At 37.6% G+C, this 22,435-nt stretch carries 22 protein-coding genes and 1 pseudogene; 9 read left to right on the top strand and 14 right to left on the bottom strand.

Annotated elements, in window-relative coordinates; genetic code table 11:
- Nucleotides 1–141: 141 nt before the first annotated feature.
- From HHL23_RS07670 to HHL23_RS22480, 3 genes and pseudogenes are all read left to right on the top strand, one after another.
- Nucleotides 142–498 (top strand): hypothetical protein, encoded by a 357-nt coding sequence (locus HHL23_RS07670; RefSeq protein ID WP_169234225.1) that lies wholly within the window; start codon nt 142–144, stop codon nt 496–498.
- Between the two features lie 15 nt (nt 499–513).
- A pseudogene (locus HHL23_RS22905) lies at nt 514–774 on the top strand (GLPGLI family protein); the annotation flags it as partial.
- A gap of 30 nt (nt 775–804) precedes the next feature.
- Nucleotides 805–972, top strand: coding sequence for a hypothetical protein (locus HHL23_RS22480; protein WP_228464669.1), 168 nt, complete (start codon nt 805–807; stop codon nt 970–972).
- 50 nt (nt 973–1,022) lie between these two features.
- Here HHL23_RS22480 and HHL23_RS07660 read toward each other — a convergent pair whose 3' ends face one another.
- On the bottom strand, nt 1,023–1,526 hold the full coding sequence (locus HHL23_RS07660; protein WP_185194860.1) for a GNAT family N-acetyltransferase: 504 nt from the start codon (nt 1,524–1,526) through the stop codon (nt 1,023–1,025).
- Nucleotides 1,527–1,773: 247 nt separating this feature from the next.
- Nucleotides 1,774–2,340 (bottom strand): Crp/Fnr family transcriptional regulator, encoded by a 567-nt coding sequence (locus HHL23_RS07655; RefSeq protein WP_169234224.1) that lies wholly within the window; start codon nt 2,338–2,340, stop codon nt 1,774–1,776.
- 77 nt (nt 2,341–2,417) lie between these two features.
- On the opposite strand from HHL23_RS07655, the gene HHL23_RS07650 reads away from it, so the two are divergent.
- On the top strand, nt 2,418–3,107 hold the full coding sequence (locus HHL23_RS07650) for an HAD family hydrolase (protein ID WP_169234223.1): 690 nt from the start codon (nt 2,418–2,420) through the stop codon (nt 3,105–3,107).
- A gap of 43 nt (nt 3,108–3,150) precedes the next feature.
- On the opposite strand, the gene HHL23_RS07645 is transcribed toward HHL23_RS07650, so the two are convergent.
- The 3 genes from HHL23_RS07645 to era all read right to left on the bottom strand — a co-directional run bounded on the left by HHL23_RS07645 (nt 3,151) and on the right by era (nt 7,263).
- The gene (locus tag HHL23_RS07645) at nt 3,151–5,553 is read right to left on the bottom strand and encodes an alpha/beta hydrolase family protein (protein WP_185194859.1); all 2,403 of its coding nucleotides are present in this window, start codon (nt 5,551–5,553) and stop codon (nt 3,151–3,153) included.
- Between the two features lie 338 nt (nt 5,554–5,891).
- A complete protein-coding gene (locus HHL23_RS07640) occupies nt 5,892–6,320 on the bottom strand; it encodes a DoxX family protein (RefSeq protein WP_169234222.1) in 429 nt (142 codons plus the stop codon).
- 67 nt (nt 6,321–6,387) lie between these two features.
- On the bottom strand, nt 6,388–7,263 hold the full coding sequence (era, locus tag HHL23_RS07635; protein WP_169234221.1) for a GTPase Era: 876 nt from the start codon (nt 7,261–7,263) through the stop codon (nt 6,388–6,390).
- Between the two features lie 224 nt (nt 7,264–7,487).
- Between era and HHL23_RS07630 the strand changes: the two genes are divergently transcribed.
- Both HHL23_RS07630 and HHL23_RS07625 read left to right on the top strand, forming a co-directional pair.
- Nucleotides 7,488–8,051 (top strand): Crp/Fnr family transcriptional regulator, encoded by a 564-nt coding sequence (locus HHL23_RS07630; protein ID WP_169234220.1) that lies wholly within the window; start codon nt 7,488–7,490, stop codon nt 8,049–8,051.
- A gap of 238 nt (nt 8,052–8,289) precedes the next feature.
- Nucleotides 8,290–8,616 (top strand): DMT family transporter, encoded by a 327-nt coding sequence (locus HHL23_RS07625; RefSeq protein ID WP_169234219.1) that lies wholly within the window; start codon nt 8,290–8,292, stop codon nt 8,614–8,616.
- 70 nt (nt 8,617–8,686) lie between these two features.
- Here HHL23_RS07625 and HHL23_RS07620 read toward each other — a convergent pair whose 3' ends face one another.
- The 5 genes from HHL23_RS07620 to gpmI form a co-directional block, all read right to left on the bottom strand.
- Nucleotides 8,687–9,454: a class I SAM-dependent methyltransferase gene (locus tag HHL23_RS07620; protein WP_169234218.1), complete on the bottom strand. Its 768-nt coding sequence runs from the start codon at nt 9,452–9,454 to the stop codon at nt 8,687–8,689.
- The gene (gene map / locus HHL23_RS07615; protein ID WP_169234217.1) at nt 9,454–10,263 is read right to left on the bottom strand and encodes a type I methionyl aminopeptidase; all 810 of its coding nucleotides are present in this window, start codon (nt 10,261–10,263) and stop codon (nt 9,454–9,456) included. The genes HHL23_RS07620 and map overlap by 1 nt, the downstream gene beginning before the upstream one ends.
- A gap of 166 nt (nt 10,264–10,429) precedes the next feature.
- Complete coding sequence (locus HHL23_RS07610) at nt 10,430–10,861, bottom strand: BT0820 family HAD-type phosphatase (protein ID WP_169234216.1); 432 nt, start codon at nt 10,859–10,861, stop codon at nt 10,430–10,432.
- 95 nt (nt 10,862–10,956) lie between these two features.
- The gene (locus tag HHL23_RS07605; RefSeq protein ID WP_169234215.1) at nt 10,957–11,937 is read right to left on the bottom strand and encodes an acyl-ACP desaturase; all 981 of its coding nucleotides are present in this window, start codon (nt 11,935–11,937) and stop codon (nt 10,957–10,959) included.
- A gap of 151 nt (nt 11,938–12,088) precedes the next feature.
- Nucleotides 12,089–13,630, bottom strand: a complete 1,542-nt coding sequence (gpmI, locus tag HHL23_RS07600; protein WP_169234214.1) for a 2,3-bisphosphoglycerate-independent phosphoglycerate mutase — start codon at nt 13,628–13,630, stop codon at nt 12,089–12,091.
- Between the two features lie 377 nt (nt 13,631–14,007).
- On the opposite strand from gpmI, the gene HHL23_RS07595 reads away from it, so the two are divergent.
- A complete protein-coding gene (locus HHL23_RS07595; RefSeq protein ID WP_169234213.1) occupies nt 14,008–14,331 on the top strand; it encodes a translation initiation factor in 324 nt (107 codons plus the stop codon).
- Nucleotides 14,332–14,333: 2 nt separating this feature from the next.
- Here HHL23_RS07595 and HHL23_RS07590 read toward each other — a convergent pair whose 3' ends face one another.
- The 3 genes from HHL23_RS07590 to HHL23_RS07580 all read right to left on the bottom strand — a co-directional run bounded on the left by HHL23_RS07590 (nt 14,334) and on the right by HHL23_RS07580 (nt 19,622).
- Complete coding sequence (locus tag HHL23_RS07590) at nt 14,334–15,233, bottom strand: leucine-rich repeat domain-containing protein (RefSeq protein ID WP_169234212.1); 900 nt, start codon at nt 15,231–15,233, stop codon at nt 14,334–14,336.
- A 54-nt stretch (nt 15,234–15,287) separates the two neighbouring features.
- The gene (locus HHL23_RS07585) at nt 15,288–17,441 is read right to left on the bottom strand and encodes an alkaline phosphatase PhoX (RefSeq protein ID WP_169234211.1); all 2,154 of its coding nucleotides are present in this window, start codon (nt 17,439–17,441) and stop codon (nt 15,288–15,290) included.
- A gap of 351 nt (nt 17,442–17,792) precedes the next feature.
- Nucleotides 17,793–19,622, bottom strand: a complete 1,830-nt coding sequence (locus HHL23_RS07580) for a cytochrome-c peroxidase (RefSeq protein WP_169234210.1) — start codon at nt 19,620–19,622, stop codon at nt 17,793–17,795.
- Nucleotides 19,623–20,036: 414 nt separating this feature from the next.
- Here HHL23_RS07580 and HHL23_RS07575 point away from each other — a divergent pair, with 414 nt between their 5' ends.
- Both HHL23_RS07575 and HHL23_RS07570 read left to right on the top strand, forming a co-directional pair.
- Nucleotides 20,037–20,489 carry a hypothetical protein gene (locus HHL23_RS07575; protein WP_169234209.1) on the top strand — a complete coding sequence of 151 codons (453 nt, stop codon included), beginning with the start codon at nt 20,037–20,039 and terminating at the stop codon, nt 20,487–20,489.
- A gap of 20 nt (nt 20,490–20,509) precedes the next feature.
- A complete protein-coding gene (locus HHL23_RS07570) occupies nt 20,510–21,364 on the top strand; it encodes a nucleoside phosphorylase (protein WP_169234208.1) in 855 nt (284 codons plus the stop codon).
- 136 nt (nt 21,365–21,500) lie between these two features.
- Here HHL23_RS07570 and HHL23_RS07565 read toward each other — a convergent pair whose 3' ends face one another.
- Nucleotides 21,501–22,259, bottom strand: a complete 759-nt coding sequence (locus HHL23_RS07565; protein WP_169234207.1) for a Rossmann-fold NAD(P)-binding domain-containing protein — start codon at nt 22,257–22,259, stop codon at nt 21,501–21,503.
- Nucleotides 22,260–22,435: the final 176 nt, after the last annotated feature.

Here is a 22,435-nt window from a genome sequence, read left to right as displayed (position 1 = left end):
TTTAGTCCTAAAAACTTACCTCTTCCATCTTCAGGCTTCCTGACGTCATTAAAAATTTGCTAAAAAAGCTGCGCGAAGTCTTCGACTTCGCGCAGCTTTTTATATTTTTGGTCACGCTATTAAACAGAATCAATAAAAACCATGAAAAAAATACTATTCCTGCTCGCTTTGTATGCTGGTTCATTCTACCAGTCACAGACCAACAGATTTATTTATGAACTTCAGTATCGGAAAGATGCTTCTGAAGAGTACAGACAAAATCTTATGAATCTTGATATCAGTCCGAAATCTGTCAAGTTTTATGACAAAAAATTTGCGGATTATGATTCCATCAATAAAAACGCAAATGCATCTGTTTCGAGATACAGTACAAAAACTGATCAGGTGATTGAGAGGGCACCCAATTCTTTTAAAAACAAATGGTACAGGGACTTTTTTGATTATTTCGTTGTCAGTACGAATGACGAAATGAAATGGAAATTGCTTCAGGAAACCTAGGAATACAATGGTTACAAGCTTCAAAAAGCAACCACCGATTTTGGTGGCAGAACATGGAATGCATGGTTTTCCAATGATGTAAACATTAAGGAAGGTCCGTATAAATTCAGAGGACTTCCGGGTCTGATCTTTATTCTGGAAGACACAGATAAAAATTTCATCTATAAACTGATCAGCAATAAAAAACTGGACACCGAATACGATACCAAAGAATTTATAGAAACCCACTACGGAAAAGCAGCCATCCCTATTTCCAACGAGAAATTCAATAAGTATGTTGAAGACATTTATGAAAATCCAACAAGAATGTTTTCAGAAAATATAAAAAACGGACAGAAAGCTACTTTTAAGAACGAAAGTATAGAATCTGTTGAAGAGCTCAATAAAAAGAAGTCAATGCTTCAGAACGGGATAAAAAGCCGCTACATTTACATTGAAAAGGATAAGGAGCCTTCTTTTAAAACTAAATTGTAAACGGATTGCACGAAGTCTCCGACTTCGCGCAATCCGTTTTTATGTATCAATTATCCCACTCTTTTTCCTAAAATCGTCAAACTCCTTGCTATCCCGTCCAGAACAGCTACATCCGGAAACATTCCCCACTCTTCAAATCCGAAATGCCTGAAGAGTTTCAAACTGGCTTCATTATGAGAAAAGATAAACCCCAAGAGTGTTTTTATCCCTAAACCGGGGGCCATGATCATACAGTGTTCCATTACTTTCTTCCCATACCCTTTTCCTCTGCATGATTCATCCATATAGATACTCATTTCAACGGTTCCATTGTAAGCAGGTCTCCCATAAAATGAAGAAAAACTCACCCATCCTATTGTTTCCTGGTCATTATTTTCAATGATCCAGAGAGGCCTGGTTTCAGGATTATGTTCTTCAAACCATTCTTTTCTGCTTTCTACAGAAACATTTTCTGTATCGGCGGTTACCATTCTTGAAGGGATCGTAGAATTGTATATCTCCACTATTTTCTCTAAATCTTTCAGGTCAGCATTCCTGAATTTCAGCTCTTCCATTTTGTAGATTCCGGTTTTATTTCATTGCAAAAATAAGGAGTAAAAACTTTTAAGAGCAGAAGTTCCGTTAATAATTGTAATTAAGATCAGTCTAAAGAGCTGGAAGATAGGATATGGAAGCAGAAAGTTGCTATTAACTTCTTTATTCAGTTAAAATAATCTTTAAAAAGAAAAATTAAAATAGGATTGTGCTTGCGCGCTCTCTGTAACTTCACTCTTCCATCTTTCAGCTTCCTTACTTAATTTTTTACTTTTCCAAATTCTTTAAAGTTCTGTTCAGACTTCTCACCGTAATTCCCAGGTAAGCAGCCATATCTTCTTTTGAAATCTGAATATTCTGCTGTGCCTGCAGTTCAAGAAGCTGCGCCAAAGTATGTTCCGCGGCATACAACTGCTGATAGGAGGCTCTTCTGGAAGTATTGACAATACGTTCGGCAAAGACCTCCAACAGATGATTATTCAACAATAGATCGGTTTTGATCAATGATTTGAAATACGGTATAGCCATAGCATACACAGTGACATCTGTTACCGCTTCAATGCTGCAAAGGCAGGAAATATTCCGGATCAGTTCTATTTCTCCGATGATCTCCCCTTTTCCCAGAAACTCAACAATATATTCTTTATCGTTTTCTTCAATGAAGAAACATTTGGTAATACCATCTTTGATCAGCATTATTTTAGAAGGTTTTTCATTCTGGGTCAATATCCGTTCTCCCTTGGAAAATGATCTTTTGGTGATATCTTCTTTACGTTCCTGCTTTTCGTAAAGATCTTCTAAATAGTTTAAAAATAACTGATTGGTTCGTAGCATATCTTATCCGGGACAAATGTCCTTTTCTGATTGAATTTTTATATTGAATTTTGTCAGGAGAAAAATACAAAAGTAAAATGAATAATCACATAACGACCATCGCCTTTGATGCGGATGATACCCTTTGGATCAATGAACCTTATTTTCAGGAAGCTGAAAAGGAATTTTGTATACTGCTCGAAGATTATCTGCCACAGCATTCCATATCGCAGGAATTATTTAAAAAGGAAATGCAGAACCTCCACCTGTATGGTTACGGTGTAAAGGGTTTTATGCTCTGTATGATTGAAACGGTAAGCAGAGTTTCGGATGGTACAGCATCAATGCAATTAATCAACCGAACTATTGAAATCGGTCAGGAACTTCTTCAGAAACCAATAGAATTGTTAGATGGAGTCACTGAAACCCTGGATGCTTTAAAAGGAAAATACAGACTGGTAGTCGCTACAAAAGGTGACCTTCTTGATCAGGAGAGAAAGCTTAAAAATTCAGGATTGCAGGAGTATTTTCACCATATAGAAATTATGAGTGATAAGAAGGAAAGTGATTATCAAAAGCTGCTGAAACATCTGGACTGTCAGCCTGAAGACTTTCTGATGCTTGGAAATTCCATAAAATCAGATATTTTGCCGGTATTGGAGATTGGAGGTTTTGCAGCGCACATTCCTTATCATGTAACGTGGAGCCATGAACAACATGAGCATCACCTGGAATATGACAATTTTATGGAGCTGACAAGTATTGATGAAATACTGAAACATTTATAAAAAAGCCCGTTCCAATCATGAACGGGCTTTCTATCAAATTATTTTATTTTTTCAAACACTTCTCAAGGAACTGATCCTGTTCCCATAAAAGGTGTAGAATATTTTCTTTAGCCACATAACCGTGGGCTTCTTTGGGAAGCAAAACCATTTTCACAGGAGCTCCCAAATTTTTCAGGGCCTGGAAATATCTTTCGGTCTGCAAAGTGAAAGTTCCAGGATTATTGTCCGTATCACCATGAACCAAAAGCATTGGCGTTTTCATTTTATCTGCATTCATGAATGGAGACATTTTGTTGTAGATCTCCGGAACATCCCAATAATTTCTCTGCTCGCTCTGGAACCCGAATGGAGTCAGCGTTCTGTTATACGCACCACTTCTTGCGATACCGCATGCGAAAAGATTAGAATGAGTCAATAGATTAGCAGTCATAAAAGCACCATAAGAATGTCCTCCTACAGCTACTTTCTTTTTGTCGATATATCCTAACTGGTCAACTGCATTGATTGCAGCCTCAGCATTGGCTACCAACTGTGGAATGAAAGTATCGTTAGGTTCTGTTTTTCCTTCTCCGATGATCGGGAATGCAGCATCATCCAGTACAGCATAGCCTTTTGTTGTCCAGTATACGAAAGATCCGTAGTATGGGAAGGTAAAGTCATTCGGGTTCTGGGTATTCTGACCTGCAGTATTTTTATCCTTGTATTCCGTTGGATAAGCCCAGATCAGTAAAGGAAGCTTTTCTTTTTTAGCTTTTCTGTCGTAATTGGCAGGCAGATAAAGCGTTCCCGTCAAAGTAACTCCGTCATTTCTTTTGTACGTAATTACTTCTTTGTATACATCTTTAATACTTTCAAAAGGGTTCGCGAAATTAGTTACGGCTTCTGCTTTATTCGATTTAATATTCTTTTTGAAATAATTCGGATACAGGCTTGGAGACTGCTGAGTCGTTAAGATTTCACCTTTCGAAGCATTTAAGATATCAATGATCTCTTCTTTACCATTCTTAACGTTGGAAGTGTAGAGTCTCTTCTTTTTAAGTGACTTTACATCCATTTCGTCGATGAAAGGATGCTGTCCATCTTTTGTAAATCCGTCTCCGATCAGATAGGTCTTCCCTCCTTTCATATCGATGACATATCTTCCATACTGGTTTTTCGCTGTATTGAAATTCCCCGGATCACTGTAAACATCCTGGTAATTTCTGTCATCAATGACTTTTGATTCGCCATTATTAAGATCTACCAGATACGATTTTGTATTCCTTGTATCATACCAGCCTTCAGAAACTACGGCATAGTGGTCATTGGTCCAGCTTACACCTTCATATCTTTGTTTTGTTTTAAAGAATGATTTCGGAGCAGCTGCAAACGGAGCTTCCCACATAAAGATCTCATCCCGGTATTCTGTGGATTTAGACTGATCACCTCCGTCCAATGCTTCTGCAAACAGTAATGTTGCCGGTGCATCACTTCTCCAGCCCATACTTCTTTTTCCTGTTCTTACGGATGAAAATCCCTTAGGCATTATTTCATTCAGAGGAACATCATTCACTACTTTTACAGCGTTCCCTTTCATATCATAAACGGTAGCCGTCAGCGGGAATCTGCTTAACGGAACAATGTATGAGAATGGCTTTTTGATCACAACGGCCATTAAATAATTTCCATCCGGAGAAAAACTCAGATTGGAATACATGTCCTGATCTTTTACTTTCTTAAGATTTCCATTCAGATCTACATTATAAATTTCGGAGGCCGTAAGTACCTCAAAGTTTTTTTCGTCCTGAGGATTCTTTAAAAGATCCTGATAAGTTCTGTTTTGCGAAACCTTACCGTCTGCTGTGGAAACAATAGGTCCTGTAGGAAGATCTTTGGTGGCATCTATCAGAGCTCGTCTGTTTTGAGGAAGCGTTCTGATCAGCAAACTTTGCGAATCATTGTACCATGTATAAGGCGTTCCTAAATTAGCATTCAGATTATCTTCAGTAATTTTTTTGGCGGTAGCCGTTTCCATATCTACTAACCAAAGCTCTACCCCTTTATTTGTGGTGTTGGTAAATACCAGTTTCTTTTCGTCCGGTGAGAATGAAATATAGGTAATTTTAGCATTGGCAGGCAGGTTTTTCACCTGAGTTTCATTTTTATCGTTGATCTTTCTGATCTTCAGATTATTGGAATAGGTAACACTGCTGGAAATATTAGTAACCGGATTGATTCTTAATCCTGCCAGTTTCATTTCCTGCTGATTAAGATCTTCCAGTGTTTTATAAGTAGGACGGTAAGTAAAAACTACCCAGTCTTTTTTGCTGTTCATCAGAACGCTTGGGGGTCTTTCATAATCTGCCAGTTTTAGGATCTCTGCAGATGGCTTTTGATAAGTAATATTCTCCTGTGCATCGTAGAAATTGAGAAATGCCAGAAGGCAAATGGTCAGTTTTATCTTCATATAAATTCATTTTCTACGAAAGTAGTGATTTTTGTGATATAACTGAAACTGTTAATTTTAACACCCTATATCGTGATATAATTAAATAATTTTATACTAATCAGATCAAATAATTAAAATGTTGACTATGAAAAAATTATCTAAAAGTGATTTAAAAATCATCATCGGAGGAAAGATCCCATCATGTCCTTCATGGTATAAAACCATGCACAGCCGGAGAAGATGAAAACGGTATCATCACATGAACCGGTGTATGGTCTTCATTGCCTTGTAAGCCATCGTAAAAACAAAAAGAGCATTAGATAACTAATGCTCTTTGCTTATATTTCAAGACCCGTTTACCAGTCTGAAGCTCTTCTTCTTTTTTCTATCATGTGATCTACCGATACTTTCCCTGCGCCAAAAGCCATCAGGAGAAGATAAACAGACAGATAGATCAGGCTCATTTCTCTTTTCTCGAATGGATCTGCTCCGTGAACGACAAAAGCAGCTATAACCATTGTAAAGATCAGAAAACCTAACGAAATTCTCGTAAACAATCCTAATATAAGGAGTATAGAACACGCAAATTCAGCAACAACAGTAAGAACCAGGGTCATTAAAGGACCTAATCCCAGAAAGTTGTAAAATTCAATTTTACCGCCCTCCAAAAGCATTTGAAGCTTTGGAAAGCCGTGAGAAAGCATCGCAAAACCTACAAACACTCTCACTACTAATAAAATAATATCTTTAAGTACTGAGCTGGAATTTGAATTGAAATAGTTCATTTACTAAAAATTTAGATTAAAGGTAATAAAAATCTTTTAATAGAACGGAATCACGAGCGTTTTTAGTTTATCTGTACCCGAAATTTTTCAAATCCCTGTCGTTTTTACGCCAGTCTTTTTTCACTTTTACAAAAAGATTCAAATGAATTTTCTTGGAAAAGAATTTTTCCAGATCTATCCTGGCTTCTGTTCCTACTTTTTTGATCGCGTCTCCTTTATGTCCAATGATAATTCCCTTCTGGGTATCTCTTTCCACATAAATGATAGAATCTATAAAAATGATCCCTTCTTTTTCTTTAAACTGCTCGGTCACCACTTCTACAGAATATGGAATTTCTTTCTCGTAGTTTAAAAGGATTTTTTCACGGATCGCTTCGTTTACGAAAAACCTTTCCGGCTTATCGGTATACTGTTCCTTATCATAATAAGCTGGGCTTTCCGGCAACAGGGATCTTAATTTCGGCAGAATGATATCTGTATTGAAGGCATTCAAAGCAGAAATAGGAAGGATCTCAGCTTTTGGAATCCTGTTGTGCCATTCTTCTACCAGTTTTTCAAGTCCTTCCTGATTGGTCTGGTCTACTTTATTCAGTAACAGCAATACCGGAACCGGGATCTTATTAAGTTTATCAATTAAAAATTCTGAAGGTTCAGCTTTATCGGTGACGTCTACGATGAATAAAAATACATCGGCATCCTGTAAAGAGTCCTTTACAAAATCCATCATTTTTTCCTGAAGACCATACTTTGCATCCAATACTCCGGGAGTATCTGAAAATACAATCTGTAGATCTTCTTCATTATAAATTCCAAAAATTCTGTGGCGGGTTGTCTGTGCCTTCTGCGTTACAATAGCTAGTTTTTCTCCCATTAATTCATTTAATAAGGTAGATTTTCCAGCATTGGGCTTTCCGACTATGTTTACAAATCCAGCTTTATGCATATAAATAGTATTACGAACTGCAAAGTTACTAAAACAAAACTGGTCTTCACGGTTTAAGTCTACTTTTAGAAAATAAAAAAGCTTAATCGTTTTAAAAAAAATTACGGATGCTGTTTATTTGAATGATTCATCTGTATATTTATCTTCTTAATTTTGAAAATTAAACGAAATACTTTTGTATTGCAACTCTTAAAACCAATACTTTTGACATTATAATTCACTTTATGGATATAGACCAGATCCTTGACCGTATTTATGCACTCCCTGAAGCATCTAAGGCCTCTTTGAAAAAGCATATTACAGAAGTATCCCATCCCAAATATTTCTGCCTTATGGAATCTGACAAGATCATTCCTTACATCTACTTCATCAGGAAAGGCATTGTACGTGCTTACGCCTCTACGGCAGACAATGATATAACCTTCTGGTTCGGGAGTGAAGGTGAAACCATAGTTTCCATGAAAAGTTACGTGGAAGACAAGCCCGGCTATGAAAGCATCGAACTTTTGGAAGACTGTGATCTGTATATTCTGGAAACCGAAAGCTTAAGAAAACTTTTCAATGAAGATATTCACATTGCGAACTGGGGAAGAAAATTTGCAGAAAGAGAACTCGTGAAAACGGAAGAGCTGATTATTTCCAGACAGTTCAAAACATCTCTGGAACGTTATAAAGACCTGATGATCAACAAAACTGATCTTTTGAAAAGAGTCCAGCTGGGTCATATCGCCTCTTATCTTGGCATCACCCAGGTAAGCCTGAGCAGGATTCGGGCAGAAATAAAATAATAAGAAGGCTGGAAGCTGGAAGAGGGAGGCCGGAAGTTACTATTGATTATTCATTTTTAATAGTTTCCCTAAAAAATGAATAAATCGTGCACTATAGTTGTGCTGTAAGGTATCAATAAACTTCCCTCTTCCAGCTTCAAACTTCCTGACTCAGATTAAACTAAATTCGTTTTTTAACAAATGTAAAATTATTTCTCCTTTCAAATCCTGAAATTTGCAGGAGAGAAAATCAAAAAAAATGAATTGGATTATTTTAATCATCGCCGGATTATTTGAGGTTGCCTTTGCTTCCTGCTTAGGAAAAGCCAAAGAAACATCAGGATCCGAGATGTATTACTGGTATGCCGGCTTTCTGGTAACCATGACGATCAGTATGCTGCTGCTGATCAAAGCTACCCAAACGCTTCCCATTGGAACGGCTTATGCTGTATGGACAGGAATAGGCGCTGTAGGAACCGCTCTTATGGGAATGTTCTTTTTTAAAGATCCTGTCAGCTTCTGGAGAATATTTTTCATCGCCACCCTGATTGGTTCTGTGGTCGGACTGAAATCTGTTTCCCACTAAAATCTAAACAATTTCTATCTATATTAAAACAAACCCGTCTTCGAATCTGAAGACGGGTTTGTTGTTGCTTTTATTTTTTGAAAACTACAGGTAAGATCTCATTTTGTCTTAACCCATATTTTGTGATTTCTTCTTCTGAAAAATTTTGGGAGTAGAAATTCGGTTCTGTTTCAAAACCGGCTTTCCTCAAACGGTCAAAATAATCCATTCCGTACCATCGAACGTGGTCATACTGACCGAAGTGCTTCTGGCGTTCTTTTGGATCTTTGATAGAAAAATCTTCATAGGTTTTCTCCAAAGCATTTCTCATCGGAACCTGAAAAATCCCCCAACCTCCGGGTCTCATCACTCTGTAAAGCTCGCTTATGGCTTTTGCATCATCTTCTATATGTTCCAGAACATGGTTACAGAAAACGATATCAAAACTTTCATCAGCAAAAGGCAAATCCAGAATATCCGCTTTCACATCTACGATGGGAGAAAATAAGTCTGCAGAAATATAATCCAGATTTTTCATCAGCTTAAATTTTCTCAGAAATTCCTGTTCTGGAGCAATGTGCAGGACTTTGGCATTTTTAATGAAAAAATCCGTTTCGTTTTGAAGATACAGCCACATCTGGCGGTGTCTCTCCAAGCTCAGTGTTCCTGGAGAAAGTGCATTTTCGCGCTGCTTTCCATACCCGTAAGGAAGGAATTTCCGGTAAGATTTTCCGTCGATAGGATCATAGAACTTATCTCCTTTAAAAAACTGATAGATAAGTGGCCTCGCCCAGATACTCATTTTGATCAGCATCGGACGTGGTAGGGTATTGAGTAAAAGTTTGGCTACTCTTTTCATTAAAAATCCAATTGGAATGGCTTCTCTTCATCGCTTACAATGCCTAAGGCTTCGTAAACATATTTGAATGTGGAAAGCAATACCGGTTTACCATTGATCACAGCTACATCATGCTCAAAGTGAGCAGAAGGCAGATTATCCAAAGTCGTTACCGTCCATCCGTCATTATGGAATTTTACTTTTTCAGTACCCAGGTTTACCATCGGTTCAATAGCGATAGCCAGACCGTCTTTGATGACTTTTCCGCTTCCCTGTTTTCCGTAATTCGGAACCTGTGGATCTTCATGCATCTTTCTTCCAAGACCATGCCCTACAAGTTCTTTTACCACCCCATATCCTTCTTTTTCACAATGGTTCTGGATGGCATGGGAGATATCTCCTATTCTTTTTCCTCTTACACACTGTGCAATTCCTTTGTAAAGGGATTCTTTGGTTACCTGCAACAGTTTTTTAACCTCAGGTTTTACTTCGCCGATTTCAAAGGTATAGGCATGGTCTCCTACAAAACCGTTCAGAATAACACCACAGTCTACTGAAAGTACATCTCCTTCCTGAATAATATCATTATTGGGAAAACCGTGAACTACCTGATCATTGGGAGAAATACATAAAGAATTCGGGAAACCGCCATAGCCTAAAAAAGCGGGTTCAGCCCCGTGATCTTTAATAAAATCGTGGGCCAGTTTATCAAGATATAAAGTATTGATTCCCGGTTTTATTTCTTTAGCAAGCATTCCCAGTGTTTTAGACACCAGGTGTGCACTCTCCTTCATGAGGCGTAGTTCCTCTATTGTTTTTAATTGAATCATTTTTTTTAGATGTTAGATATTAGATGCCAGATATTAGACTACAGCTAAATGTATATTTTTAATAATATAATAGTCTTCTGGGCATCTGCGGTTTCCTGATGAATTTAAAAAAAGAAGCAGCATTAAAAACTAATTTCTAATTTCTGGCTTCTAACTTCTAACCACTCTACCAGAAAAGTCCTTTTTTCTTTTCTTTTTTAAGTTTTGAATAGGCCAGAACTTCTTTTCCTTCTACGCGGAATTCTATCCTGTCCTGGATAATATTGTAAATTTCACCCCATCCCGGAAATCCTCCAAGATTTCGGTCATCGATGAACCAGTCCGCATCCAGTTTTCTGGATTGATTTTCGGAATCGAAAACTTCTCCTTCAAAGCTGGAATTGATGGCATAAAATTCAATGCCGTTACTTTTGCAAAATTCTACGGCTTCATCTAAAGTCTTTCCATGTCTGTATGTCCAGAGGATTAATCTGTATCCTTCTGCCTGAAGTCTTCTTAATGTTTCGAAAGCAAAAGTTTTCGTTTTTCCAATTGCAGGATAGGCATCATCAACGATAGTTCCGTCGAAATCCACAGCAATTTTTTTATTATTTAACATTTTATACCTTTTTTAGCTTTGCAAAGATAAGAAATAAAAAGAGTGCCGAAAACGCTGGCACTCTTAAGTTTTTATAATTTAATGATAATCCGGAACTAGCTTTTCACCCATTTAAACTGGAACTGAAGATCCGGAGTAGAAATTCTGTCTGTAATTTTCTGAAGTCTCGAAGGAAGTTTCATTAAATATTCCTGAGCTTTTTCAGCTTTTTCAGTAAGTCCTTTTACATGTTCAATCTTCCATTCATCCAACAGGTCTGATAAAATATTGATGTAATCATTTCCTGTATAGACCATACATCTCTGTGCTGCGTCTGAGAAATGTCCCCAAAGTTCACCTGCTTTTTGACCGGACTGTCTCATCATGTGAGCCGGCATTACGATCTTTTTACGCATCATATCTTCAAATGCCAGGATCATTTCCGAAGGATCTATTTCTAAAATTCTAGCCACGAAATGTTTGTAAGCTTTAGCGTGTCTGGCCTCATCTGCCGCAATAACACCACACATTTTAGCCAGCTTTCCGTTTCCGCACTGTTTGGCTAATGTCCCTACTCTTCTGTGAGAGATATTAGTTGCCGTTTCCTGAAAACTTGTATATACGAAGTTTCTGTAAGGATCCATACTTGTTCCCAAATCGAAACCGTCATTAATTAAATATTGAGTGGTAACTTCCAATTCTCTCATGTTCACTCTTCCACACAAATAAAGATATTTGCTCAAAAGATCTCCATGTCTGTTTTCTTCACCAGTCCATGCTCTTATCCAGTTGGCCCAGCCGATTTCTTTCTTCTCCTGATCAATTCCGTCTACTCCCATCAACCACGACTCATACGAAGGCAGTGCTTCTTCTGTGATACAGTCTCCGATCAGCGTTACAAAAAGGTCGTAAGGCATTTCACGTGCGAAAGTCTGAATTTCTTCAAGATCATATTTAAAATCAGAGCTTGATGGATCCGGAAGATAATCAGAGGGCTGCCAAATTTTTTCAATTGGTGTTAAAAATTTATCCAGAAAAGAACCTACCTCCTTTTCCAAAATTCCCATTACTTCTTTTCTGACAAGCGTTTGATACATTTTATTATATGGATTTTAATTTACAAAGATATGAATTATTTATTATTTGTCGCATAATAACATATGCAACCCATACGATGACTGATATAAATCATGCAAAAATGCCGCCATCTATAGTATAACGACATTTTTCAGACATTATTATTGAATTTTAGCTAACTAAAATATCTCCTGTCATTATTTCCAGAATTCCCACTCCCATTACCTTTAGGATTGTTGGAGCTACATCACCCAGTTTTCCGGGTTTCAGATTCCAGGTATGATCTTTATCCATGACAATAAATGGGACAAGATTCGTGGAATGCTGCGTATTTGGTGTTCCGTCCGGATTAATCATTACATCTGAGTTTCCGTGATCTGCGAGAATAAATACGGTATATCCGTGTTCGTACGCTGCAGTGGCTACTCTTTCAATACATTTATCTACTGTTTCAGCGGCTTTTACAGCGGCTTCAAAAACTCCGGTATGACCTACCATATCTGTATTGGCAAAATTCAGACAGACAAAATCAGCAGTTCCGTTTTCAAGCTCCGGTACGATGATATTAGTGATGTCATAAGCAGACATTTCCGGCTTAAGATCATACGTTGGAACATCTTTCGGACTTGGGCACAGAAGTCTTCTTTCACCAGTGAACTCTTCCTCCCTACCTCCGGAAAAGAAGAAGGTCACGTGAGGGTATTTTTCCGTTTCAGCAATTCTTATCTGGGTTTTACCGTTTCGCTCAAGGATTTCTCCCATGGTATCCTTCAGTACTTCTTCATCAAATACAACCTGTACATTCTGATAGGTTTTATCATAATTGGTTAAAGTGACATAATAAAGATTGAGTTTACGCATAAAGAAATCAGGGAAATCTTTCTGGGTAAGAACTTCTGTAATCTCACGCCCTCTGTCTGTACGGAAATTGAAACAGATGACCACATCACCATCTATAATTTTGGCTACCGGAACTACATTCCCAGTTTCGGTTGTATTCACCAAAATAATAGGTTTTAGGAACTCATCGGTTACGTTGTTGTCATAAGAAGATTTAATAGCAGCCAAAGCATCTGTCGTCTCCAGTCCTACTCCATCTACCATAGCATCGTATGCCAGTTTTACACGCTCCCATCTTTTATCACGGTCCATTGCGTAGTATCTTCCGATCACGGTTGCCAGTTTACCTACTGTAGTTGCCATATGATCCTGAAGTTCTTCTATAAATCCAAGTCCTGAATGCGGATCACAGTCCCTTCCGTCTGTAAATGTGTGAACAAAAACATTTTCATGCAATCCGAACTCCTGAGCGGCAGTTAATAAACCTTTTAAATGATTGATATGTGAATGTACACCTCCGTTGGAAACCAATCCGATAAAGTGCAGTTTTTTATTTTCTCTTTTAGCATAATCGAAGGCATCCTGAATAATCTGTTGTTGCCCCAATGTACCATTCTCAACGGCCATATTCAGTTTCACAAGATTCTGATATACCACTCTTCCCGCTCCTAAATTCATGTGTCCTACTTCAGAATTTCCCATCTGTCCTAAGGGAAGTCCTACAGCCAGACCACTGGCTTCAAGTGTTGTATGTGGAAATTTTTGATAACAACTGTCTATAAATGGAGTGTTGGCTTTGTCTAAGGCAGACACCTCTGGATTTGTCCCCAGTCCCCATCCGTCAAGGATTGCTAATATTGCTTTTTTTGACATTTCGTATAACTTTTTGTTACACAAATCTACCTAATTTCCGATGAATGGAAGAATTTGAAAGGTTTATTTTAAAAACATTCGGGTAAAAACAGTACGTTTGAATGCTTTGCTTTTTTGTTCTCGCGCAGATTTCGCTGATGGCACAGATTATTGTTCAAATTGTTTTTTTAGCTATCCTATTATTTATGTCCTTGCCCTATCGTTAGCCGATGTCCTCGAAGTCTACACTAATCGTGACTTCAAAGGCTTCAGTCACCAGCTATCTTTCCTGTGTACGCGAATTATTACCCCCTGCTTTCTTATATTTACCTGTATTTTCACCTTAAATAATCTGTTGATCTGACACACTTTTATAAATTATTATTTAATTTTGCTTTATGGATTTACGAGATCAGTTAAAGAACCTTTTTCCTGAACATGAGGAAAAGGATTTTGAAATACCTAAAGAAGAATTTAAGCAGCAGGAACCTCTGGTGTGCAAATTTGAAAAGAAAGGCAGAAACGGTAAGCCTGTAACGATTGTTGAAGGCTGGGAAGGAAATGAGGATGATTTGAAGAAAATCTCAAAAAAAATAAAAACCACCTTAGGAATAGGCGGTTCAGAGAAAGACGGAACGATCATTATTCAGGGCGATAATCGTGATAAAATAATGAATATCCTTAAAGAAATGGGATATAAAACCAAAAGAGTCGGCGGATAGACCTAGAAATAGATCTGTGTTTCCGGCATCAGGCTTTTTAATCGTTCAATCTTAGTTTTTTCTATTGGATTTCCTGTAAGAATAAGGGTTTTCAGGTTTTTCAGCTGCCCTATTTCTTCAGGAATGTCTTTTAAATTATTATTGGCCAGATTCATACTGACTATATTCTTCAACCCTTTGATTCCAGGGGATATTTTTGTGATATGATTGTCGCTAGCGTTCAAAAATTCAAGATTTTTAGCTTTGAACAGGTTTTCCGGAAGCTTTACAATAGCATTCTGCTGAAGTTCCAGATATTTTAAATTTTTAGGAAAAGAAAGGTTTCCAAGGTCATTAATCTGGTTTTCAGATAAGTTTAGAAATTTTAAATTTTTGATTCTATGTAAACGGTCCGCAATGATGCTGATCTGGTTTCCCTGAAGATTAATTTCTTCCAAAGCAGGAATTCCCATCAGTGCTTCGGGAAAAACATTCAGATTATTGGCATCAAAATGAACAGCTTTTAAATGTTGAAGTTTTGCTACATTAGAATTGATACTTGTAAGACCGTTAAGATTCATGGAAAATGTATTCAGCTTTTTCAAATTTCCTATTTCATCAGGAATATATTTGATGCTGTTTTCATTCACATTTAAGATCTCCAGTTCAGTTAAAGCAAAGATCTCCTGATCCATTTTTTCAAGCTTATTTCCCATTATATTCAGGAAAAATAAAGCATTCAGTTTCGAGATCTGTGGAGGAAGGTTAAAAAGCCCCTTTTCCCTGAAACTCATGCTGTAAACTGTCTTTTTACTGTTCAGAGCCTCATCTATGTTGGTAAACGTAGGATATTTTACAGGATCGATCTGTGCCTTCGCAAGGCAGAGAGACAAAACAGCAATCAAGAGAACAATTTTTTTCATAGAGATAAATTTCGGGCGGCGGCTTTGCCGCCGCCCGAAATGGGTATTAATAATTTACTTTTTTAATAATTTCACAGTCTTCTGGAAACCACCTTCTGCTTCGATATTCAGAACCAGGATACGGGATGTTTCCAACTGATGGGTAAAATCAAGATCCAATGACCTGTTTACCCCACTGAATTTCTTCGTATACACGATCTTCCCATCCATATTGTATGCGGTAACTGAAATATCTTTCAATCCCTTTGGAGAGTTGATCTTAACCATTCCTGAAGTAGGATTCGGAGCAACCTCAACCGTATTTTCAGCATTGTGACTTTCAACGGTACCCAATGCACCAGCTGTTCCTAAGTTTTGTTTTAAAGCAATAACAATCGTAGCTGATTTCCCTCTGTAATCGATCGTATTTCCTGTAGCATCGATATCCGTAGAAATCGTAGAATCCGGATGCTGAATAGAGAAGAAACCGAATTTATGATCAGGTGTAAATGTTAATCCTGTAGGCTCTGATCCTGCCGGCATAGAAGCAAAAAGTCTCACTTTAGGACTAGCCTGCGTATGATCCGGAGCGATTACCCAGATATAATTTTTTCCACCATCCTGAAGAACCCAAAGATTTCCAAGCTCATCAAACGTAAGATTGTCGTTCCCATCACCCCACGCTTCAGTTTTCATTCCCTGTGGTGTATTGAATGAATACGATGTGGAAGCACCTCCTGCAAAAGTTTCTACCTGAGAAGCAGTTGTTCCGTTATCCTGAAGACGGTATATTTTATCCAATCCTTTTGCTGTAAAATAGATCTTTCCATCTAGTGGACTGATATCTACATCCTCTACTCCATTAAATCTTGTTCCTCCTAATGACTGAGCAAGAGCTGTTGTATTGTTCTGGTCTGCTTTTACTTTATTCGGAACCTGAATCCATGTGGCTGTAGTTCCTACCGGATCTCCTGAAGCACTTAATCCCTGGTCAAGTTTTAGTACATAAAGATTTCCTGAAGCAAGATTATTCGGCGTATCCATGATATATTTGTATACCATATGAGTTCCACCGTCTTCTCCATAATAAGCCGTAGTTCCTGCATTATTAACCACCACATTTTCATGGTTCATAATACCCATCTGCCATAGTTTTCCTTTGGATCCATCTGTATTTTTGGAAACAACCTGAGCCGTAGCAGGATCAATTTCCACTAGCCATCCGTAATCTTTATAGCCATCACTGTTTACGTCATTGGAAGTAACAGATTCTTCTGCTGTAACAACAGTTCCCCAAGGCGTAACTCCACCTGAACAGTTTCTGATCGTCTGAACCAGACTTGGATCTGAGAAGCTTACCGCTCTTGATCTTGTTAGCTGCCAAAGCTTTGTAGAAGAATTGTAGTTAACCTCAGCCATCGTAACCCCTCCAGGATTTGTTTCGTGGTTTACAGAAAGATAGCCGTTTGTGCTGCTTCCTGTCTTAGCAACATAGGCGGTAAAGTCATTCTGACCTCCTACCATTCCGCCTCCTTCGGTGTAGCTTTCACCTTCTTTTAAGATAAGCTGGTATTTATGTTCTCCCGGAATAATCAGTTTATTGGTTTGTGCAGTAGGAACAATAGAAGTAAAACAACTGATGTGCGTTCCTGTACATGCAGGAGGTGGCGTAACCGTAGTTGTTGTTTTTAAATAAGCATCAATTCTTAGATCTGAACTGGTTCCGGTTCTGTTGTGAAGTTCTACAGAAATCCTGTTAGTTCCGTTTACAAATTGAGCCTTCGGAATAGAAAAGATATTATAAACGCTTTCTGCAGCCCCGTCAATTGTTGTATTGGAAGGTGTATTGAAAGCAATAGCCCCTGTTGGCATATTATCTCTCACCACCTCAACTCCGTTAAGATAAACAACTATTCCGTCATCTCTCATTACGCCCAATTCCATATTGTCTGAAAGGGTTGACAAGTCTACAGTGAAATCTTTAGCAAAATAAGCTGCTGTAAGACCTGAACTGATGGTAGTGGTCACGGGATCCCCATATCCTAAAGGTCCGTTTCCTGTTGCCCATGTTGAAATATCAAATGCTTGGCCTTTCCACGGATCTGCCAGGGCCTGGTTGTTGTCTTTGTAGCTCCATGACGAGTTTTTGTTGAACAAAAAGGTCTGGGCCTGTACACTAAAACCAGCGACCATTGCCAACGCCGCAATTGTAAGTAATTTTTTCTTCATTTTTTATTGATTTATTAGACCTTGCAAAACTATTTTTTTGGCGCCAAACCTCTGTTAATAGGACTTTAAATAAAGATCAGGGAATATTAATTAATTCGGAACTCAATGTTAAGAGAATTAAATAATTGTTAAATAATGTTGTCTTTTGAGTTGGAGTGTTTTAGTGTAATATAAAGATTTATTAGGCTGTAATTATTTTTGCATTGAGAAGATACATCTTGAAAAACTGATTAGAACCAATATTGCTATCGAGTCTTTATAATTTGGAATTACTGAGTTTTACAACTTGTACACCTCTTAAAACCATGTTCTAAAAACTCTCAAACCTTAAAACACTCCGACTCTCAAACATCACCTTGCCTTACTAATATCCGTCAGTGAATTCAGGAAAGCGATGACCTGTTTGATCTCGGTTTCTGTAAGTTCCAGTTTATCCGGTGGCAATGTTTGATTTTTCATTTTTAGCCCGAGTCCTTCTCCGCCGCCTTGGTTGTAAAAATCCATTACCTCTTCTAGTGTATTGAAAGCACCGTTATGGAAATAAGGTTTGGTAAGGGCGATATTTCTTACCGTAACAGTTTTGAAAGAGTAATCATAAATCCATGATTTTTCTTTTTTCACAGGACTGTTTCCTCTTCCCAGATCGGCATCCAACTCTACAGGAAGCTGGTTGAAAGGTTTTTTCGTGATCCCTAAAACTTCAGATTCATTCTCATTAAAGAACGGTGGTACCAGACCTGAAAAATGCGGAGCAAAATGGCATGTGGCACAATTGGCTTTTCCCATAAACAGATTGTAGCCTTTTTTAACATCATCAGAAACGTCTTTTTCATTTCTCATAAAACGGTCAAAATCGCTGTCAAAAGAATACAAGGAAGCAGTGTAAGAACTAAGAGCTTTAGAAAAATTCTCTTTGCTAATTTCACCATTTTTAAAAGCAGCACGGAACGCTTTTTTATACTCAGGTTTTGTTTTTAATTTTTTGATAATGTCTTCATAACTGGTATTAAACTCGTCATCATTGTAAATCACGTGTTCAGCCTGCTGTTCCAGATAAAAAGCACGAAGATCATAGAAAAATCTTTTCGCAAAAACAGCATTATAAAGAGAGGGTGAATTTCGTAAGACTGTTTTTCCTTCTACATTGCTCTGTGATTTTGCTTTAAGATCCGTAAAAGCATTTTCCTGAAGGTGGCAGGCTGCACAACTCATTTTACCGTTTTGGCTTAAGTTCTGGTCATAGAAAATAGATTTCCCTAGACTTCTTAGATCTGAATTATCTTCAGAAGACTGCAGCAGCGTATAGAAATAAGGATCCAGAAAATCACTGCTGAATAGATTTTTACTCTTTACATTCCAGCCGGAAAATTCTTTAAGATCATCTTCTCTTCCATCCCATTTCCCCAATTCTTCATACAGAGGCTGAATATATTTTTTATAAAATTCAATTCTGTCAAAAGTTTCAAAATCTTTGTTGGCTGAAAGATAACTGATCCCTTCAGCAAGAATCTGATTCGCTTTTTGAACATTATAATTTTTAAAATAGGCATCGTCGTTGAGGTATTTTTTAATGCCTGTAAACGCGTGACTGGCCTCCTCAGAAATATTCAGGGAACCTGGTGTATCGAAACCTGTAACTCCCAGCGTATAAATCCTTATTAACTCTATCCTTAAAGGTAAGGTTTTGTTATTTCCACGGCTTAAACCATTCTTCATAGCACTCAGATAAAAGCTTGAATAGGAATTGTACAAAAAATCAGTAATGGTTTTTATTTTATCCTTCTCGTCTCGCGCTTCATCGGAAAATATCAGTTCATCTAAAACCTGAAGCCCTTCCGGTGGCAAGGTGTAGGCCGAAGTACCTGCTGCTTCTATATGAAACAACGGAGCAGCATTGAGGTGTGTTTTTGTAAATTCCGGATAATGATAAGCAATATAAAATTCTATTTCTTTAAATGAATTCCTGGTACTGCTTAAAGAATTTCTGAGTTCCTCAAGAGAGATCTGGTCGTCAGAAAATTTATATACGTCTGATTTCAGCTGATCAAGCCTGTTTTTAAAATCGGACAGACCTTTATTGACAAAGGTATTTTCATTTTCTCTACCCTTATCAACAGGGTTAAAAGACATGACAGCAAAACCTATCAACACAATCACAGCTAGCAGCGGATACAATCTCATGAATTTTTAGCGGCAAAAGTACCGTTCTCATGTTATGTTAAGTTTAAGTGCAGATTAAAAAATGTTTATATTTCATCTGAGTTTCTCGTGAGACAGTTAGAAAACGAAAGATGGAGGAAGAAAGTTAGTGTCGACTGGAATTTTTTAAGTCATCATACAATTTGATAAAGCAGCCTGTAAAAGAACAATAAAGCGATACCTAGCCCTTCTTTTAACTTCAATAATACCAAGCCTCCATCTTCCTGCTTCCATCCATAAAAAATAGAAATATTTTTATTAATTTTAAACCCCGAAATCAAATTCATTATACTTAAGGACGGCTGACTTCTTCATGCCGGTTTAAAAAATGATGACGAAAGATATTGGGAGAGGATTTTTAACATTATTTTCAGCAGATCAAAACAAAATATTATTATGAAAACAAAAGTATTATTCGCTTTTGCGGCGGGTCTTCTTTCCATTGGTGCATTTTCACAAAAGAAAGAAATGGCCGTTTACGCAGAGAAGAAAGGCAATGATTATTATCTGATACGCCTGGAACAGGATAAACAGATACCCAATGTGTACGTGTATTCAAACGGAGTTACAAAACCCTACAAAAAGTATACGGATCTCAAGGATGTTGTGATGGATTTCCCGGGTATGATGAACTCGAACAATTCGACTAAGGAAGAGATGGTTTCTGTTTTAAAAAAAGGAGACAAATTCTACGAAATCACAACTCAAAGAAAAGATCCCAAAAACTTTGAAAAGACGATCGTAACGGTCTACGAAATATTTCAGGGACAAAAAAGAATTGTAGAGGAATATGATACCATCTACGACCTTGCCGGATCGCCTTACAAAGACGCTATTTTCATTAATTAAAAAAACAAAAAATATAAGTTATGCTAAATAAACTTGCTGCCTCAGAACTGGTTCTGAATGATGACGGAAGTGTATACCACTTAAATCTTTTACCTGAAGATATTGCTGATAAGATCATCCTTGTAGGAGATCCGGACAGAGTGGCAAAAGTTTCAAAATATTTTGACAAAGTAGAGATCAAAAAAAACAAAAGAGAATTCTATACCCATACCGGAACATTGCGTGGAGAAAGAATTACGGTTATGTCCACAGGTATCGGAACCGAAAACATCGATATCGTGATGAACGAGCTTGATGCTTTGGTGAATATCGATCTTAAAAACAAAGAATTCAAAACAGAACATAAGGCGCTTGAACTGTTCCGTATGGGAACTTGTGGAAGTGTAAACCCTGATGTACAGGTTGATAATATGCTGGTAACCCAGAATGTGGTAGGTCTTGACGGACTGATGCATTTCTATCAGGATTACAGTTTCGAGAATGAATTTTCCAAAAACTTTATGGAGAAATTCCCGTACGCAAAGATCAAACCGATGCTTTATTTCTCGGACTGGGCAGAAGAAATGGGAGAATACTACAAAGATGCCAAATACCACGGAAATACAGCTACTTTTCCGGGATTCTATGCACCACAGGGAAGAGAACTTCGTCTAAAGGCATTCGATGATAAATTTCTTGAAACCTTAAATGATCTTGGAGTCACCAACTTTGAAATGGAAACCTCAGCGATCTACGCTCTTTCAAAATTATTAGGACACAAAGCAATCACCGTCAATAATGTTATTGCCAACAGAAGACGAGGAGAATTCTCCGCAGACCACCATGCTTCTGAAAAGAACCTGATCGATTGGGTATTGGATAGAATCATTAAATAAAATATATTTCAGGGATAAAACTTGAATTCTAAACCTTGTAGGTTTCTGCACCTATAAGGTTTAGTTTAAAATACATTTTGCAAAAAAAGCATCACAATATCTTTGCAACCTGTCAAATCCATGAGAATTTGTTATTTTAATGAAACGCTCGCGGATCCGGATATTTAAAAACAAAATCTAATTCTGAAATTAATTTTGAAGGCAGGATTACTTTCCCTTCCCCTACTGCCTTCTCAGGAGATGCCAGGTTTTTCTGGGCATTGATCACCTGGGCCTTTGACGGATGCTGTGGCGCTGTCACATTATACAGTTTTCCTTCTGAACCTTTTTCAATCATTTTTTCGATTACTCCGGAAATATCCTCATAATGAATATGATTCACCGGAGTTTCCAGATTTGATACATTATAATTTTTAAGAAGCCTGTTGTCTCCCATCAGTCCGGACAATCTCAAAATATTAGCCTGTGGATATCTGTTTCTGATCATCCTTTCTCCCGGAACCTGATCGGAAGAAAGACTTTCTTCGGTATACGCTCCTGCAATATCCGGGTATACACCTGTAGAGCTCATCACGAACATTTGTCCATCAAAATCACCAATGAACGACAATAAATGCTGTATTCTGTTATACAACGAACTTGCGCAGCAGCTCTTTCCGGAAAGCGGAATGGTAATAACCAGAACATCAATATCTTTAATCTCACTCCATTGCGTAATTTTTTCTTCCAGCTGAAAATCAGGGAAACTGGCGACAGAGGTATGGAAACCCTTGAAAGAAAGATCCTCAACTTTATCTTTAGTGGTTGTGGTAGTATATATTGTATACCGATCGGACATTGAAGTGGCCATTCTGGATCCCAGCCAGCCACAGCCTATAATTCCTATTTTCTTCATAAATTCAGATATCTGCATTAATGGTCTAAATGTTCTTTCCCGTATTTAGAAAAAACATATAGATTTTTCAGCAAAATTAAATCAATTTATACAGAGTGCAATATTTTAGTTTTTCTAAACTCCCAATTAATCTGAGTTTGGGCTAAGAAATCAAAATAAAAAGGATAAAAGGAAGT

The sequence above is a fragment of the Chryseobacterium antibioticum genome (assembly GCF_012927325.1).
Classification (GTDB): Bacteria; Bacteroidota; Bacteroidia; order Flavobacteriales; family Weeksellaceae; genus Chryseobacterium; species Chryseobacterium antibioticum.
This window is presented reverse-complemented; position numbering and strand designations above follow the sequence as displayed.

Excerpts from the sequence above, each read along its gene's own strand:
- HHL23_RS07670 (WP_169234225.1), top strand. The coding sequence starts at position 142 with ATGAAAAAAATACTATTCCTGCTCGCTTTGTATGCTGGTTCATTCTAC.
- HHL23_RS22480 (WP_228464669.1), top strand. The coding sequence starts at position 805 with ATGTTTTCAGAAAATATAAAAAACGGACAGAAAGCTACTTTTAAGAAC.
- HHL23_RS07660 (WP_185194860.1), bottom strand. The coding sequence starts at position 1,526 with ATGGAAGAGCTGAAATTCAGGAATGCTGACCTGAAAGATTTAGAGAAA.
- HHL23_RS07655 (WP_169234224.1), bottom strand. The coding sequence starts at position 2,340 with ATGCTACGAACCAATCAGTTATTTTTAAACTATTTAGAAGATCTTTAC.
- HHL23_RS07650 (WP_169234223.1), top strand. The coding sequence starts at position 2,418 with ATGAATAATCACATAACGACCATCGCCTTTGATGCGGATGATACCCTT.
- HHL23_RS07645 (WP_185194859.1), bottom strand. The coding sequence starts at position 5,553 with ATGAAGATAAAACTGACCATTTGCCTTCTGGCATTTCTCAATTTCTAC.
- HHL23_RS07640 (WP_169234222.1), bottom strand. The coding sequence starts at position 6,320 with ATGAACTATTTCAATTCAAATTCCAGCTCAGTACTTAAAGATATTATT.
- era (WP_169234221.1), bottom strand. The coding sequence starts at position 7,263 with ATGCATAAAGCTGGATTTGTAAACATAGTCGGAAAGCCCAATGCTGGA.
- HHL23_RS07630 (WP_169234220.1), top strand. The coding sequence starts at position 7,488 with ATGGATATAGACCAGATCCTTGACCGTATTTATGCACTCCCTGAAGCA.
- HHL23_RS07625 (WP_169234219.1), top strand. The coding sequence starts at position 8,290 with ATGAATTGGATTATTTTAATCATCGCCGGATTATTTGAGGTTGCCTTT.
- HHL23_RS07620 (WP_169234218.1), bottom strand. The coding sequence starts at position 9,454 with ATGAAAAGAGTAGCCAAACTTTTACTCAATACCCTACCACGTCCGATG.
- map (WP_169234217.1), bottom strand. The coding sequence starts at position 10,263 with ATGATTCAATTAAAAACAATAGAGGAACTACGCCTCATGAAGGAGAGT.
- HHL23_RS07610 (WP_169234216.1), bottom strand. The coding sequence starts at position 10,861 with ATGTTAAATAATAAAAAAATTGCTGTGGATTTCGACGGAACTATCGTT.
- HHL23_RS07605 (WP_169234215.1), bottom strand. The coding sequence starts at position 11,937 with ATGTATCAAACGCTTGTCAGAAAAGAAGTAATGGGAATTTTGGAAAAG.
- gpmI (WP_169234214.1), bottom strand. The coding sequence starts at position 13,630 with ATGTCAAAAAAAGCAATATTAGCAATCCTTGACGGATGGGGACTGGGG.
- HHL23_RS07595 (WP_169234213.1), top strand. The coding sequence starts at position 14,008 with ATGGATTTACGAGATCAGTTAAAGAACCTTTTTCCTGAACATGAGGAA.
- HHL23_RS07590 (WP_169234212.1), bottom strand. The coding sequence starts at position 15,233 with ATGAAAAAAATTGTTCTCTTGATTGCTGTTTTGTCTCTCTGCCTTGCG.
- HHL23_RS07585 (WP_169234211.1), bottom strand. The coding sequence starts at position 17,441 with ATGAAGAAAAAATTACTTACAATTGCGGCGTTGGCAATGGTCGCTGGT.
- HHL23_RS07580 (WP_169234210.1), bottom strand. The coding sequence starts at position 19,622 with ATGAGATTGTATCCGCTGCTAGCTGTGATTGTGTTGATAGGTTTTGCT.
- HHL23_RS07575 (WP_169234209.1), top strand. The coding sequence starts at position 20,037 with ATGAAAACAAAAGTATTATTCGCTTTTGCGGCGGGTCTTCTTTCCATT.
- HHL23_RS07570 (WP_169234208.1), top strand. The coding sequence starts at position 20,510 with ATGCTAAATAAACTTGCTGCCTCAGAACTGGTTCTGAATGATGACGGA.
- HHL23_RS07565 (WP_169234207.1), bottom strand. The coding sequence starts at position 22,259 with ATGAAGAAAATAGGAATTATAGGCTGTGGCTGGCTGGGATCCAGAATG.